Consider the following 16397-nt stretch of genomic DNA (forward strand, 5'->3'; position numbering starts at 1 on the left):
AAAGACACTCAATGAATTTTAAACTGGCGGCGGATACGGCGTAATAACCAAAAGATCCAAGGCCAGACCGCAGCTCCGGTCACCACAGGCCATAAATAGGCCATGGTAAAAACAACGCCTGTTAAGAAGTGGCTGAGCCAAAAAATGAAGTAATGATAAAAAGCTAAAAACAGAGCTATGACTAAGCTTTGCTGCAAAATAGAGAAATTCCGGATTTTTAGATGATGGGCCGAGCAGAAATAAATGATGATTGAATAGGCCAGCGCATTAACACCCAGCACAGTGCCGACCAAAACATCCAGCAAAAAACCTACTACAAAGGCCGTGCCTATGCTGACCCGAAATGGCAAAGCCAAAGCCCAATAAAACAGCACCAGCAAAGGCCAGTCAGGCCGGAATAATTTCACCATGGCAGGCAAAGGTACAACGGCCAATACCAGGGAGAACATCAGGGATAAATACACCAGATATAAACGATGCGACTTTTCCATCAGCGATCTCCTGCCACAGCGGAAGCTTGCGCATCAGGCGGAGCTATTTGCTCGTCAATTTCCGGTTTAGCTTTAGGCCAGACTAATAACACATAACGAATACGATCAAGTTGGGCATAAGGCCGTGCATAGACCTGCAAAAATGGCTGTTGTGCATTACGACTAATTCTTACCACTTCAGCCACCGGATAACCTTCTGGGAAAATACCATCCAGACCTGAGGTGATCAGTTTATCGCCTTGCTGAATATCTGCGCTGTGCGGAATATGCATCAGACGCACTTCGTCCGACTGACCTAATCCTTCAGCCACCACATGATCGCCGTTACGTTCAACCCGTAAGGATATCGCATGAGTGGTATCAGAAATTAATAATGCGCGGCTGCTGGTTGGCCCAACACTGACGATTTGTCCCAGTACACCCAAATCATCAATTAAAGGTTGCTGTGCGACGACACCGTCGTTGCTGCCTTTATTGATCACTATCTGGTTACTGAACGGATGACTGTATACGGCCAATACTTCGGCCACCAGACGCTTACTGTCAGCAACAGGCACAGAACCTAACAGGGAACGTAATTTGTCGTTTTCCTGCTGTAAAAATTGCAGGCGCTGCATCTGGGTATTTTGGCGAAGCAAGGTTTCACGCAGCTTCTGGTTTTGTTCCAGTAAACGCTGGTGAGACATAAATTGTTCAGAGGCATCGGACATCATGGCTTGAGGTAAATTAGCCATGTAATACAAAGGGCTCACAGTTGCGGTTAAATAACTACGCAACTGTGTGGAGCTGTCGGTGAATCTGTCCAGCGTCATCAGCCCAACGCTGCATAAGACTGCAAAAAACAGCCGTAATGGCAGAGATGGGCCGCGCTCAAAGATAGGTTTCATTCAGGACTGACTTGTTAGTCGTAACTAAACACATCACCGCCATGCATGTCGATCATTTCTAAGGCTTTACCGCCACCACGAGCAACACAAGTCAGCGGGTCATCGGCTACAACCACAGGAATACCGGTTTCTTCCATTAACAGACGGTCTAAATCACGCAATAAAGCGCCACCACCAGTTAATACCATGCCACGCTCTGAAATATCAGAAGCCAGCTCTGGCGGAGATTGTTCCAAAGCAACCATAACGGCAGAAACGATACCAGCCAGAGGCTCTTGTAAAGCTTCTAAAATTTCGTTGCTGGTCATGGTAAAGCTGCGAGGTACACCTTCAGCCAAATTACGGCCACGTACTTCAATTTCCAGAATTTCGTCGCTTGGGTAAGCTGAACCAATTTCTGTTTTGATACGTTCTGCAGTGGCTTCACCAATCAGAATACCGTAGTTACGACGAATGTAGTTGATGATGGCGTCGTCAAACTTATCACCACCAATACGAACTGATGAGGAATACACCACACCGTTCAGAGAGATAATGGCAACTTCAGTAGTACCACCACCTATGTCGACCACCATAGAACCAGTCGCTTCAGATACAGGTAAACCTGCACCGATAGCAGCAGCCATTGGCTCGTCAATTAAGTAGACTTCACGGGCGCCAGCACCCTGAGCAGATTCACGGATAGCACGGCGTTCAACCTGGGTAGAACCACAAGGCACACAAACCAGTACACGTGGGCTTGGACGCAGGAAGCTGTTGCTGTGCGCTTGTTTGATAAAATGCTGCAGCATTTTTTCAGTCACATAGAAGTCGGCGATGACACCGTCCTTCATTGGGCGAATGGCTTTGATATTGCCAGGAGTACGGCCAAGCATACGCTTAGCTGCGTGGCCAACGGCCGCAACACTCTTAGGTCCGCCAGTACGCTCCTGACGAATAGCAACAACTGAAGGCTCGTTCAGAACGATGCCCTGATCTTTTACATAGATGAGTGTATTGGCTGTCCCCAGGTCGATCGACAGATCATTTGAAAACAGACCACGCAATTTATTTAACATGGAACAGACTAATCCTTTTAACTAAGAGGTGGTGACACAAGGTGCCCGACGAAATGGGGCTTATTTTAAGTAACAAAACGCCAAGAAAATAGCTTTATCTTTAGTTTTTACCAAATTAAACCAAAGCCATTGAAAAGCCAAATGTTTAGTCATCAGACAAGACTGAGTAATTTAAGTTTTATCGCAGCAGAAATATAAAAATAAACAGGTCCACAGAAATATTCAGCGCATCAAAGTCAGAGTAAAACTAAAGGTATGCATTTAATTTTACTCTGACCCGAATAGGTTAGTTCAGCCGCTCCTGCCAGAAGATTTGACGTTTGTTGCCACGGTAACGGCCAACACTGACTTCAGAAAATGGATTATCTGCAACCTGACTGCCATTTTCCTCCAGCCAGTTGTATTTCAACCAGTCAGGGGCAGCATAAAATACTGGCCAGACACCTGTTGAACCGCCCGGAATCGTTGCACTAAGAGATGTAGCCCCAGTCAAACCTGAACTCAGTGGATAGCTGCTTCCCGTTACTCCTAAGCCTGCAGTACTAAAACTGACTGAAGCAGGATCTATAGTCGTACAGCTGTCATCGATATTCACAACAAAAGCTGTACCAGACCAAAATTCTGTTCTGAACTCTAACGGCACCAGAGTTGAAGCTGGGGCAGCATCCGCCACATTGCCACCTTTAATCACTAAACGGCCATACTTCTGAGTAGGAGCTGTGATGCCAACCTCAACTTTCTGACACAGACCAGCATCTGTAGTTTTGACACAGACACCATCCTGATCCGCCCATTGTCCGGCTAAGAGATTCAATTTCAACTGAGGTACAAAAGGAGCAGGATAATCCGGCTCTACAGGCCGCAAATAACTCAGCACATCACCACTTAGGGTAAGGCTGAACAGGCCATCATACGCATTGCTTTGGTTGCTCAGAGCAAAATTGCCCCTGCTGACCGCCACTGGGGAACTCAAAGAAACAGCGGCGTCGCTATAGGACGTCGTTGTAGTAGTTGCTGGCCCAGCCCAGTTACCTGCACGGAAAAAACTATGAGCATAGTTTTGGGTGGTTATACCTTGCATATTTCGGGCTTCATAAACCACAGATGGATTGGTCTGATACTGCATAGACTGCCCCAGATAATGGAAATTACTACAGTTTTGCAGAGCAGGAATCACAGCTGTCGCAGGCGTGGCAGTGAAATAAGCCGGAATAAAACGCCCAATAGCGGCACTGGTTGCACTTGGAATGGTATAGCCAAAATAACCATTTGTAGCAGGAGAAGCGGTAAAGCTAAAAACACCTACTTCAGATACAGATGGAGCTATGGTGGTGACGCCACCAGCCGCAGCAACATGGTTATACGAGGCTAAACTTAAAGAACCTGTACTAGCCCCCTGCGAAACCAATGGCGCCACTAAATTGCGGCTCAGTCCGATAGTATTCAGCCGGAAATTCGGAGTGTTTAATGTATTTCCGCAAAGGTTCGTATCACCATTATTAGCCGAAGCTTTGGCTATCACTGATAGATTAAAAGTTTCACCCGCTTTTTTATAGGCATTGCAGTTGGTATAAGGAGAAGCACAACTGACGGGGGCTGTAATAGTATTCCCCTCCTGCACACAAAGACCGGCAGGCCGGGCGATAAATTGATCAGAGCCTGTCATCACCAACCCGGTATCTGAACCAGCTCCGTCATAACGAGCATTAAATTGCATTTGGCCTGCATCAATATAATTCAATGATACAGTGGCCTGACCGCTGGCATTAAAACTCAGGTTTCTTGTTTGTGCAGCCCCCTCAGATTGAGCTATTGCCACAGTATCCACCAGAACGGAACGACTTTCTGGTCGGCCGGATGCGACTGGGTCTATATAGTCGGACCAGAGTTTGACGGCTTTAGTCACACTTGCGAACGCAGGGACACACTGCTGGCTAGAGTTATCTTTGCGCACTGCGCTTATCACTACATTCTGTGACTGGTTGGCAATCATATCTTGCACATTAAATACAAAACCGCTGTCTGCCACTGTAAAAATACAATCATCAGCTGCCCCCCCTTGCAGACATTGCACAGCATTGGTAGGAGTGACACTCGACGATGTGACAGCCAGTGTAAAACTCCCTGCTGTCGTTTTAATTAAGTTTTTTGATGTTGAACCGGTAAAAGTAAAAGGATTAGTGCCACTCCAACTGCCGCCAACTGCCGCAAGGTTTAACGTCACAGGAGAAGTATACAGCTCTGTACAAGACGCATTGGCACAAGCCTTAATAATGACTTCGGTTGGGTTGCAGGTTAAGGGCGAAGCCGGGTAACTAAACTCTATATGGTGTAATTGTGACCCCAGCTCTATCGGAGCAGAAGGCTGCTGTGTACAAACCTGAATATTAGTAATTTCATGGAAATTCGTATTGTCGCCTGTGGAACCTGTGTAGGAAAGCAACAAATTGGCCGGAGGGGCTGGCTGGCCCAAACTAAGCAAATTCGATGATGTCAGCAAAGTACTGTAACTAGAACCACCAGCCAGGCGTCTTTCCAACTGGAACGAAACCGTTTGTGGGCTTGCGATTCTGGAATCAATAGTAATTCTGTATCTGTCCCCTCGGGCTAGCGTGCTACCGGTTGAACTCAGTATAGGAGACAAGGTAGTGGTGCCACCAAGCCAGCCATAGTTAGTACTGCTTGCAGCCCTGACCCCTATAGCTTGAGGACGAGCCGTTGTACCACCAACCCGTCCTTCCGTGGCCTGAGAAAAACTACCATACTCATCAAAACCTATACCGAGCCAGCCTCCGGAAAAACCATTCTGTGCCGGGCTGACATTGGTGCGTTGCGCATAACCAAGGCTACCACCGTAACTGCCAGGAACCGGGGCTATTGCAGCATCGGACAATACAACAGCAATACCATCAGCTCCATTGATACCACCACCATAAGCATAATGATCAAACTCTATGGTCATTTTATTGCCAGCGGCAGGGAAGCTACGCTTAAAGGTGATAGAAGTGGCCTGATTTAAGGTGTTTTCAGTCAGCCGCAAACGACTGGGAGAGGTTCTTAATGAAGGAGGCGTGCTGTTGCGTTGTGTTAAATACCAGTTTGCATCGTTGGCAAAGTTTTCTGTAAAACATTCATTGATACAAGTAGCGACTTGCTCGTACATATTTTTGATATCAGATGTCAGCAGCTCCCGATCATAAAATCTGACTTCATCAATTTGGCCACGAATACCTGCTGTTCCATCCGGCAAGGCACCGATAGCAAAATTCCCAGTGCCGTCATTGGGCGTTTTTGCACTGTCACTGTCGCCTATAGTGCTGTCCGGTACGCCATCCACCAGTTGATTATTCACGTAAAGCCGCATCCGTCTGTTATTTTTACTATAGCTGAACGCAATGTGCTGCCACTGATCATTAAAAATAGCGGTACCACTGGTTTCAACATAACGAACACCGCCGCCTGTCATCCGGACTGAAAACCTTAAATTGCCGCCTGACTCGCGGGTTAATTGAAAACGCCCGGCTAAACCACTGACTGCACCACCGTAAGCCATAATAGTCTGGCTACCCGAAGCCTGAGCAGCAGCACTCATTTTTAGCCACAAGGTAAAACCAAATTCATCACTGTTGTGGAAATAGCTGTTTCTGGCTATATCCACAAAAGGATGGCTGAACGTACCTGTCGCCTGAAAATCGCCATAAGTACAGGAAGCAGGTGACGGGAATAACTGAGCAACAACGGCACTGTTAACAGCACGGCCATGCTTGGCCTCCAATGAAGAGTCTTTCACTTCACCAGCGCTGCCATTCCAAAGCACTTCATCAAAACGCCAGTAGGAATCTCTGGTTACCGTACCTACACCACCACAGGCATACAAAGGCTCGTCCACAGGAATACAGGAGCCAATCACCTCACTGCTACCGTTGACATAGACCTTGTCATAGTCAGGCGTGACTAAGTCGCCATAAACTTGCGAGTTATTCACTGAAATACTGCCGGAAACCGAGGTCACTAAGACAGGAGAAGTATCTGAACCCAACGTACTGTTATTGATAGTGACAGTACTGGCGCTGGTAATGGAACCACTGGTCATAGTGACATTATTCACTACGGCAGGGTTGTTGGACGTCATAGTGTAGTCACCTGAGATAGTACCGCCAGTGATGCTAATGCCAGATTGCACAGTAGCGCCTCCGGCAAGGTCGGTATTATTGGTGGTTAAGGTACAACAAGGCGTAGTGATCATGCCGGTGACTGAGCCACCTGTCAGATTTAAAGCTCCATTTGTACTGGTAACATCAGCTAAGAAAACATCGTTGTTGGTGGTGATATTACTGCTGATAGTGACATTCGCATTATAAGTGCTGTTACTGGTATTCAACGCCCCGTTGGTGACTGTCACAGTTGAGCCGTATTGACTCGCTGAGCTGGTAATGCCATTTCGAATACTGACAGCCCCACTGACTGAGCTGCTGCTGACAGAACCAGTTCCTGAGGTAGTCAGACTTCCTGTTAAACTGGTATTCGTTAGCGTAAGGCTGCCATAAGTCGCCAGAATATTACCTGTTTGATTCAGGTTCTGCACACTGACAGCAGCCTCAGAGCTGATGTTTCCCGTGATACTGGCTCGCACCGCGTTACTGGTGCCCTGCACAAGCACACCACCACTTTCAGTTTGAATATGGCCAAAAAGCTGAGTCTGGCCATAAATTTGGATCTGACCATAAGAGCTGACCAGACTGATACGGTTAGAACTGCTGCCAATCAGGTTGTTCGTTGCAGAAATACCGGCGTTGGCAGACAAGTTAATGCCAGAGCTGGTATTGGTTGCGATTTGGTCGCCACTCGCAAAGCTGATTTGGCCTGAACAGGTAAAAGTTCGGTTAAAGGCATTGTAAGACCAGCTGCCACTACAAGTTCCACTGCTATTTAGTGAGGTCAGGTTAGTTGGGCTGATATTGAAGTTAATAGTGGCGGCAAAAGCAGGCAAATTCGCAAAAAGCAGAAAGCCGGTAGCCACCCACAACAATAGTTTCATACAGCTACCTCACTCTTTCGTAAAAGAGTATTACAACGGTTCACAGCTTTGTTAGTTATAGCACCCACTAACGCCAAACCTCCATCTGAATGGTGCGGGAAGTTTGAAATTGTCCGCTACCACAAGTACCTGTGCTGGTTAGTTGGTAATAAATAGTTTCTGTGGCAGCCGCAGTGGCACGTCCTGAGTTGCAATTTAAGGTAAAACTGCAGCTCTGAAGCCCGTTGGCAGTGAAGGATACAACCGCAGCAGGAGCAGTTCCCACAGTCCCCACAGGAGCACAATAAGTTGATGTACCGACAGGGTTAGCGTTTGTGGTCAAAGGGAAAAGCTGAACCAGGCCTTGTTCCATGCCAGACTGAGCTGCAAAAAAAGCTCTCGTGCCTAACACTTCGTAACTGATACTTTCAGTACTGCTGGTCAATAATTTAGATAAAGCGGCGACTAATAAAGTCATCACAACAATAATAAAAATAGCAATGATCAGAGCGCTGCCTTGCTGTTTCGTTCGTTTAGGCATAGAAAAATCAGGGGACATTGGGAATATGGATCTCCTGATTAAACACCAAGGTATCGTTGAAGTTCGATCTGAATGCCAGACGAATATGCACAACTGCATTACGGGTTAACACCACACTATTTTCAAAGCTAAAAACAGGAATATCCGGGTTAGGATCCGTATAAAAATTTAAGTCAATATTCTCGGCCATCAACACACCAGTGGGTAAATTAGCGCCAGCTACAGATTCTATACTTGCACGCTGATAGCGCAGTAAAGTAGTCCCGACCACACAATAGGCGACTGGTGGCGTCATAAAATACATGCGTTGGCTCGGAGAGTTTGGAACAACATTACCAGGAAAAGTAAAAGTCACATTCAGTAAGCGTGGATTCGTATTCACCACCAAAGAAAGCGTATTTGCGACCCGTTGTTGCTGATAAACATCTGTACCAGCATTTACGGGATACACAGTCATAAGAGCTGAGGTGTTAGCCACTAAAGCATCCCAGCTTGCTGTACTAAATAAAGTGGTTGGACTTACCAGACTGCCTTCATATCGCCCTGCCTGCAGCAGAGGAGCAAACTCGATGCATTGTCCGTTATTCCATGTCCTTACACTATTTGGAACTACATTCCTCAGCTCTCGCGTCAAACGTTCTATAGCAAAGCGACTTTGACTGAGTAGCTGATCCCGCCCTGCAGCATCAGCGTACATTTGAGCACCCAGCCCAAGGTAACTTGTGGTCGCTATCCCCACTATACCAAGCACTACAATAACCAGTATCAGCTCAACCAAAGTAAAACCAGATGTGCGGCTTTTACTCATTACCAGTTGCTCCGGTAAGCAGAAAAAGCCAAAGCTTCACCTGAAGGCGTAGTGATGGTAACAGTCACTCTTTTAGCTTGCTCCGCAACTTGTCCTAAATCTGCACCGGCACAACTGACGATCACATTGGCCTGATAACCAGTATATAAATTGTTCAGAGCCAAATTGCCTGTACTACCGACAATATCACTGCCGTTTAACTGCAAACCGTTAAAATCATCCACATCGTTATAACCAGCGCGGGTCTCACTTTCAGCACCCAAGGCGTTACAAGCAGTACAAACCGGATAACCGTTGTCACCACAACGGAATTCGCCACCAGCCCGGTCTGAATTCTGATCAAAAGAGCGAGCCATAATTTCATTTAATAAACTATGCCCAAGCTCCGCAGCACGCACCTGATGCCAGGGGTCTGCACTTTTTTTGTAAAGAGGGCCTAAAACACCAGTAATAACCACCAGAGCTATTGCCAACACCACAATGCCAACAATTATCTCAATTAAGGTAAAACCAGATTGAGGCTTAGGGGCTGAGGAAAAAGGTGAGGCTAACATGGATGGATATAGCCTTCAGATTCAATACAAATTTTGTAGGTTATTACGTCAGTAATTTCGATACGCAAACCAGCAGTTATTAACGTATTTGTATTAGTGGTAGGTTGGCCCAGCGAGTTGAACTTAAACAGAAAAGGTAGTGTTTGATTTGTACCACCTGTAGACGCCGCAGTATTAAACAAACTTAACCCAAGGGAGCTGCCTGCTGGACGCATAAACTGCAAACCAGAATTTTGGTTAGCTGCAGCGGTCAGTTGAGTATTAGTTTCAATGGCATCGCATGGCGAAACATTAGGAAAACCTAACTGAAATTGAGTGAGAATAAGCTGATGGCAAAATCCAGCAGAAGTCTGCTGCATTGCTTGAGTTTGCATACGACGCAGGATAGAGATCATCTGATCCTGCGTCGTTTTTTCTTCCGCACCACCTTTGCCAACAAAACGTGGCAAGGCTGTGGCAGATAAAATACCTAATAAAGTGATAACAATGAGGAGTTCAATTAATGTCAGGCCACGATTGGTTTTGCGCAACATCACTGAACCCCATAGGCTTACTTAGTTACAACCATCATCTTCAACTGTAATAGTTGGTTCAGTAGCTGCATCAGCAGCCTCAGTGTACGTTACAAAACAAGCATCAGCCAAAGTCGCAGGGTTTAGCTCTGCTACTGAACCAGCTATACGGACAGTTCCAGCAACAAGAGGAATAGTCAGGGCTGGTGTTTGCGCAGTAGCATCAATAACTGCGAAGTCTGCTAAATCCAGAGCGGCTGTAAAAGAGGCTGCATCAGCATCAAGGTAACCAAAAGCTAAATCCACTGTACCAACCGCAGCTACACAATTAGTAACCGGAACTAAATCTTCGGTTCCGTTTGCAGTAATTTCTGCAGCAGCAGCAGCAACTACAGCTTGGGTAGCACGGTTGTAGCAAGATAAGTCGGCAGCTGTTTGGCCAGCAATAGCACTTTTACCAAAAACTAGTGAGTTTCCGGTTTTAATTGCGCCTTCAACACTTTGCAATACAGCTTCACGGGCGTCACCGGTAAAATTCAAAAAACGCGGAGCTGCTGTTACTGCCAAAATACCTAAAATCACGATCACGATAATCAGTTCAACTAAGGTGAAACCTTGTTGAGTTTTATTGAGAGCTTTCATACTTCTTACCTCTGTTTAAAAATTTAATTTGTTAATTTGGTTTAAGTTTGAACACATTTACAGAGCCAGTAGCTGGATCGTAAGTGAAACCATTCAGGTCAGCTGTAACACCTGCAGCCGGAATTTCTGTCAGGCCATTGGTCTGATAATAAAAACACTGGTTATTGGTGCCACCAGTGCCTTCCTGAACCAACAAGCTGAAGCCAGTTAAATCATCAACCTCAATATCACCAGCCACAGTCTGAGCTACAGCTCTTGGGGCATTTTGCATAATGTTTTCTAATACATTCAAACATTCAGCATGAGTAATAGATGCATCTGTTATCGTTGTATCCGCTCTGCTGTCACCTGTTGGAAAACCAGCGATGATACCAGTACCAGACGCAGCATTCACACCAACAGTTACACCATCCACAGTGATAAAAGTACCATCAGCAGATAATGTGCCACCACCAGTATCAAAGTTACCTAAAGGACGGCCGTCAATTTCCCACTGGCCGCGCGCTAAACCTACTGCGGACGCAAAACCACCTGCGATACCGTCAATAGATGCGTCTTCTGCATCATCAGTAATAGCTAGAAACCGCGGCAATGCTGTTGCTGCTAATAAACCCAAAATTATCACTACTATGATAATTTCGATAATAGTGAAACCACTTTGTCGCTTCATCATGTTAACTCCACACCCTTAATTGTTAGTCTATCGCTGTTTACGCCCATTTTACTTACTATTACAAACTTGTCTTCCGTTTTTTTCATTTTTACCGATTATTTACTAACCACCCTTGTAGGCGTTTAGCATGTCCCACATAGGGGTAAAGATACCTAAGGCCAAAATCAATACCATACCTGATACCACACAAATCAGAATGGGCTCTATCTTTGCCGTCAGTGCTTTTAAGTCGTATGCCACTTCTCTTTCATAAAAGGAGGCAACTTCCGTCAACATATCGTCAACCTGGCCTGTTTCTTCGCCCACAGCTAACATTTGGAGCACTAAAGGCGTAAATAATTCACTTTGTACTGCCACCCGCAGTAAGCTCTCACCGCGTTCTATATTTTTTCGCATCTCGCGGATTTTTTCCGCCATATAATCATTATCTACGGCTTCAGCCACCAGGGTTAAGGCTGAAGTTAAAGGCACACCAGCCCTTAGCATCATAGAAAAGCTACGGCAAAAACGTCCCAGTGTCGCCCGGACAATAATAGAACCCATTAAAGGGGTTTTAAGCTTCCAGTAACTCCATTGATAGCGGCCTTTTTCTGTCTGTAAATACATCCTCAAAGCCCAGATACTGCCGATCAGCGCCGCCAGCATCAGTTTCCAGTGGTTAATAAATAAATTGGAACTAGCCAGCAAGACCCGGGTCGCCCAGGGCAGCTCTGTATTAAATTTAGCAAACATGGCTGCGAATTGCGGTATTACCAGCACATTCATCAGTACCATAGCCACTGCAATAGCAAAAAGTACAAAAGTTGGATAACGGGTGGCTTGTTTAATTTGCTTTTTGGTTTCCATTTCCTGTTCAAAGTAGCTGGAAAGTTGCAAAAAGGATTCATCTAAACGACCGGTGTTTTCACCGACATGGACAATAGACACCACCAAACGGCTGAATATCTTCGGGTGCTGTGCCATAGCCGCAGATAAAGTGCGGCCTTTTTCCAACTGTTCAGCTAAATCCAACAACACCGTATTTAAAGCAGAGGAACTGGTGCTTTCCGCTAAACCGACAATAGCGCGGATAATAGGAATACCGGCTTTCATCAGCGAATACATCTGGCGAGAAAAAATAATTAGCTCGGTCATACTGACCCGTTGCCATGGCCAGACAATAGCTGCGCCGGATTGTTTTTCTTCCTGCAGCTGAATTTTTATTGGAATTTGGCTACGTTGCAGCAGCATATCTGCTGCAGCGGTTTCACTACCTGCTTCGATACTACCGCTGATCGCTTGACCTTGCCGGTCTCTGGCTGTGTAGCTGAAGATTGCCATTAGATAAGATCCAGCTCTGCAGTAGTAATACTGACTGGCTCTTCTAATTCAAGATATTCCGATACTTTAATCACTTCTTCTATGCTGGTCAGCCCTTGCATCGCATAATCCAGCGCCATATCACCCAAAGGCCTAAAGCCCTCGTTGTTACGGGCAGCAATAGCAAAACCTTCGGCGTCACTGCGGCGCAAGGCGTCAGCCAGTTCACGGTTCATCACCAGTAATTCAAACACGCCAATACGACCCGAATAACCTGTATGGTTACAGTTCTGACAACCTTCACCACGCCAGAACTGCTGGCTTGGTGTTATGTGCTTGTGCTGTAACCAACTGATTTCAGAAGAGTCCGGCGTATAGGGTTTCTTACAATGCGGGCATAAACGTCGCACCAGTCGCTGTGCCAGAATGGCCCGCAAGGCACTAGCCACTAAATATTCAGCGGCGCCCATATCAATTAAACGTAAGGTACTGCTGATTGCATCGTTGGTGTGCAAAGTCGACAACACCAGGTGACCTGTTAAAGCGCCACGTAAGCCAATTTCTGCGGTTTCCTGATCACGCATCTCACCGACCATGATGATGTCGGGATCCTGACGTAAGCTGGTTCTTAATACGTTACTGAAGGTCAGGCCTATTTTGTGGTTTACCTGTACCTGATTAATCCGGGGTAAGCGGTATTCCACCGGATCTTCCACCGTAATAATTTTATTGCCTTCTTTATTCAGCTCGCTGAGCATGCCGTACAAACTGGTGGTTTTACCCGAACCTGTAGGGCCAGTGACCAAAATCATACCGTGAGGTGTTTTTAAGATACGGCGCAAACGTTTCAGCAGCGCATCCGGCATACCGGTTTGTTCCATCGTCAGCAAACCTGCTGATTGGTCTAATAAACGCATTACCACCGACTCGCCATATTGCACAGGCATAGTCGACATCCGCACATCTATAGTGCGACCTTTAATTTTGATTTGAAAACGGCCATCCTGCGGCAAACGTTTTTCTGAAATATCCAGCTGCGCCATCAGCTTTAAACGCAGTACCAACGCCGGCACTATACTGACTTCTTTTAACACGTTTTCCTGCAATACACCGTCGACCCGCTGGCGAATACGCAGCAGTTTTTCGTCCGGTTCGATATGAATATCCGAAGCCCGCACTTGCACCGCATCCTCAAAAATAGATTGCAGCAGCTTGACGATAGTGTTGTCGTTATCTGTTGGGTCGCTTAAGGCGCCAAAGTCCAGAATATCGGTTTCGGCGTATTCTTCTTTGAGCTGAGTGGCAAAACTTTCAATCTGTTTAGTACGACGATATAAACGGTCAAAAGCGCTAATCAGTTGGCTTTCCCGTACTATCGCAATAGAGATATCTTTGGGTGCCAGCATAGGCGCTATCTGGTCCAGCACAGACAAATCGGCTGGATCGCTCATGCCCAACAAGACGGAGTTCCCTCTGTCTTCCAACACTAAAGCGCGGAAACGACGGGCATGAACTTCTGGTAATAAGGCGACAGCTTTAGGGTCAATTTGCTGCTGACTAATATCCAGCAAATCCACTTTGAGCTGTTGCGATAAAAACTGCAGTAACTGGTCTTCAGTCAAAAACTGCATATCAATCAGGCTACTACCCAGCTTGCGGCCAGTTTTCTGCTGCTGCGCTAAGGCTTGCTGCAATTGCTGCTCACTGATGATGTTTTCATGCACCAACAGGTCGCCAAGTCGCATTTTTAGTCTGGGTTTTAACATAAAATCACTCTAACGCTGCTATGCGTTTTTTTACATAGTCCAGGCTCTCTGCTGATAAGCCAAAGCCGTTTACTGCCACCTGACGATAAGCACGCAATGCCTGCTCTGTTTGAGACATCGCATCGTAACTTAATGCCATACCGAGCCACCAACGCGCCTGTTCAGGCTGCTGACGAGCCAATTGCTGAAACACTTGTACAGCTTGTGCATGCTGACTGGTTTTTTGCAGCGCTGCAGCTTTTAACGCATAAAAGTCAGTGTAGTTAAAGATGTCCGGCTCGTATTGTAAGTAGCTCAGCGCTTTGCTCCAGTCTTGCTGTTTCAGCGCTAAAGCGGCCAGCGCCATAGATAACTTTGGATCCTGCACACCGGCGGCACTTGCCTGTTCCAGAATTTGCACAGCACCTGCGTCATTCCGCTGAATTTGAGCCAGACGCGCCAACTCTAAATAAGCCTCACTGCGGGAGGGTTCAAGCTGACGAACCTGTTGCCAGTAACTTACAGCCTGAGTTAACTTGCCGATAGATTCAGCCTTTTGCGCTTTGTTCTTTAGTAAGTCTTTTTGTTGTTCCGGACTGAGTTGTACTTTTTCAATAGCCAGAGAACGGGGTTTATCTGCAACTTGCGGTGTATCGTTCCAGTCAGGTTCAATAGCAGTTTCAGACTCGGCGGCAAAGTCTCCGCTTTGGTCAAATTCGTTCACCTGCACTTCGTCTGTCGCTGTTGTATCGGCCAACGAAGTTTCATTGCTAGCAGCAACAGGTTCAGGTTCAGCCACAACAACCTCAACGACACGCTCTTCAGCTACAGGCTGGTTTACAAAAGGCTGTAATTCAGGTTCTGCTACTATGACTGGTTCTGCTACTGGCTTCTTAGCCAGCTGAGCTGCAGCTTCTGGTGATACACGGGTAGCCACCACATCCTGCAGGCTGACGGGTTCTGCCGGGACATTAGTGACGGCAGCCAGATTTTGAGCCTGCGGCACCAGCTCTGCGACAGCAGCGAGCGGATGCACCTGACCTTTTTGTACTTCAGCTGCTGTAGTGGCTTGTTCGGTTTTAATGGAGAACCGCTCCATATACCAGGCCTGACCACACCAGCCCGCTAATAAAGCCAGAGGCACAGCTCCCCACAACAACAGATGTGACTTACGTTGTGGTTTAAAGCTGGCAAAACCTCTGTGCTGTTGTTGCTGTTGCTGCTTGTCTAAATCACGCAACATCTTATTGATCACGCTCATAACCACAGCCCCCGGAAATGCCAGGCAGCGGCGGCGGCAACCAACAGCACTGAAATCAGCGCACCAAGCAAAATGGGGTTTAGAGCTGACATCTGAATTTGTACGTCTTCAGTATCTTTTGCGGCATAACGTAAATGTTTGGTATCCACCTGCAGCTTATTTTCGCCAAAGGCCAACATCAGGCCTTTATGACTTAACACATTCACTAAACGTGGGATCCCTCTGCTGTATTTCCAGATTGCCTTTAATGCACCAGGTGAAAATAATGGTTGTCGAACACCAGCAATATCAATGCGGGTGCTGATATAGGCCTGCACTTCATAAAAAGACATGCCACGTAATAAATAGGAAAAACTAACACGCTGGCGCAACTGGCGAAACTTGTAACTGGCTAAGCGTTTATCCAGCTCAGGCTGGCCAAATAGCACCACCTGCAACAGTTTACGTTGCTCAGTTTCCAGATTCGTCAGTAAGCGTAAAGCTTCTAAGGTGTCGTCTGGCAAGGCCTGAGCTTCATCGATAATCAGTACGACTCTTTTGCCTTCAGCGGCCAACGCAACCAAACGATGCTGTAACAACTGCACCAACTGTTGATTATCTACAGTATCTGCGTGCTTTAACCCCAACTCAGTAGCAAAGGCCCAGCGCAATTCCAGCGGAGATAAGTAAGGATCAGGGATATAAGCAATAACCCAATCCTCTGGCGCGTCATTCATCAGCTTACGGCACAGCATGGTTTTACCTGTGCCCACTTCGCCAGTGACTTTGATAAAACCTTCGCCTACATTCAGAGCTGTGTTCAGCACCTCTAAGGCTTCATGATGCTGAGGTAAATCGACATAAAACGCCGTGTTTGGAGTCAAACTGAAAGGGGTTTGCTGTAAACCAAAGTGGCGTAAATACAACATA

The 16397-nt window shown here is 46.6% G+C and carries 14 protein-coding genes; all 14 read right to left on the reverse strand.

Going from position 1 to position 16397, the window contains the following annotated elements; translation table 11 throughout:
- Window positions 1–8: 8 nt before the first annotated feature.
- The 14 genes from mreD to OM978_RS19015 all read right to left on the reverse strand — a co-directional run bounded on the left by mreD (window position 9) and on the right by OM978_RS19015 (window position 16396).
- Window positions 9–491: a rod shape-determining protein MreD gene (gene mreD / locus OM978_RS18950; protein ID WP_046521340.1), complete on the reverse strand. Its 483-nt coding sequence runs from the start codon at window positions 489–491 to the stop codon at window positions 9–11.
- Window positions 491–1378, reverse strand: coding sequence for a rod shape-determining protein MreC (gene mreC, locus OM978_RS18955; RefSeq protein WP_264343900.1), 888 nt, complete (start codon window positions 1376–1378; stop codon window positions 491–493). Before mreC ends, mreD begins: the two co-directional genes overlap by 1 nt.
- Before the next feature lie 14 nt (window positions 1379–1392).
- Window positions 1393–2436: a rod shape-determining protein gene (locus OM978_RS18960; protein WP_046521342.1), complete on the reverse strand. Its 1044-nt coding sequence runs from the start codon at window positions 2434–2436 to the stop codon at window positions 1393–1395.
- Between the two features lie 286 nt (window positions 2437–2722).
- Window positions 2723–7474, reverse strand: a complete 4752-nt coding sequence (locus tag OM978_RS18965) for a DUF6701 domain-containing protein (protein ID WP_264343901.1) — start codon at window positions 7472–7474, stop codon at window positions 2723–2725.
- Between the two features lie 67 nt (window positions 7475–7541).
- Window positions 7542–7994, reverse strand: a complete 453-nt coding sequence (locus OM978_RS18970) for a PilX N-terminal domain-containing pilus assembly protein (RefSeq protein ID WP_264343903.1) — start codon at window positions 7992–7994, stop codon at window positions 7542–7544.
- Window positions 7995–8001: 7 nt separating this feature from the next.
- Window positions 8002–8802, reverse strand: coding sequence for a type II secretion system protein J (locus OM978_RS18975; protein WP_264343905.1), 801 nt, complete (start codon window positions 8800–8802; stop codon window positions 8002–8004).
- Window positions 8802–9356: a prepilin-type N-terminal cleavage/methylation domain-containing protein gene (locus OM978_RS18980; protein WP_264343906.1), complete on the reverse strand. Its 555-nt coding sequence runs from the start codon at window positions 9354–9356 to the stop codon at window positions 8802–8804. Before OM978_RS18980 ends, OM978_RS18975 begins: the two co-directional genes overlap by 1 nt.
- On the reverse strand, window positions 9350–9889 hold the full coding sequence (locus OM978_RS18985; protein WP_264343907.1) for a Tfp pilus assembly protein FimT/FimU: 540 nt from the start codon (window positions 9887–9889) through the stop codon (window positions 9350–9352). Before OM978_RS18985 ends, OM978_RS18980 begins: the two co-directional genes overlap by 7 nt.
- Window positions 9890–9910: 21 nt before the next feature.
- Entirely contained in the window at window positions 9911–10510 is a 600-nt protein-coding gene (locus tag OM978_RS21485) for a prepilin-type N-terminal cleavage/methylation domain-containing protein (protein WP_319633885.1), read from the reverse strand.
- Window positions 10511–10541: 31 nt separating this feature from the next.
- The gene (locus OM978_RS18995) at window positions 10542–11183 is read right to left on the reverse strand and encodes a prepilin-type N-terminal cleavage/methylation domain-containing protein (protein WP_264343909.1); all 642 of its coding nucleotides are present in this window, start codon (window positions 11181–11183) and stop codon (window positions 10542–10544) included.
- Window positions 11184–11285: 102 nt separating this feature from the next.
- Window positions 11286–12503 (reverse strand): type II secretion system F family protein, encoded by a 1218-nt coding sequence (locus OM978_RS19000; protein ID WP_264343910.1) that lies wholly within the window; start codon window positions 12501–12503, stop codon window positions 11286–11288.
- On the reverse strand, window positions 12503–14248 hold the full coding sequence (locus OM978_RS19005) for a GspE/PulE family protein (protein WP_264343911.1): 1746 nt from the start codon (window positions 14246–14248) through the stop codon (window positions 12503–12505). Before OM978_RS19005 ends, OM978_RS19000 begins: the two co-directional genes overlap by 1 nt.
- Before the next feature lie 4 nt (window positions 14249–14252).
- The gene (locus tag OM978_RS19010) at window positions 14253–15488 is read right to left on the reverse strand and encodes a tetratricopeptide repeat protein (protein ID WP_264343912.1); all 1236 of its coding nucleotides are present in this window, start codon (window positions 15486–15488) and stop codon (window positions 14253–14255) included.
- On the reverse strand, window positions 15485–16396 hold the full coding sequence (locus OM978_RS19015; RefSeq protein WP_264343913.1) for an ExeA family protein: 912 nt from the start codon (window positions 16394–16396) through the stop codon (window positions 15485–15487). The genes OM978_RS19010 and OM978_RS19015 overlap by 4 nt, the downstream gene beginning before the upstream one ends.
- Between the last annotated feature and the right edge of the window lies 1 nt (window position 16397).

The organism is Rheinheimera sp. MM224, assembly GCF_947090785.1.
In the GTDB taxonomy this organism is placed as follows: domain Bacteria; phylum Pseudomonadota; class Gammaproteobacteria; order Enterobacterales; family Alteromonadaceae; genus Pararheinheimera.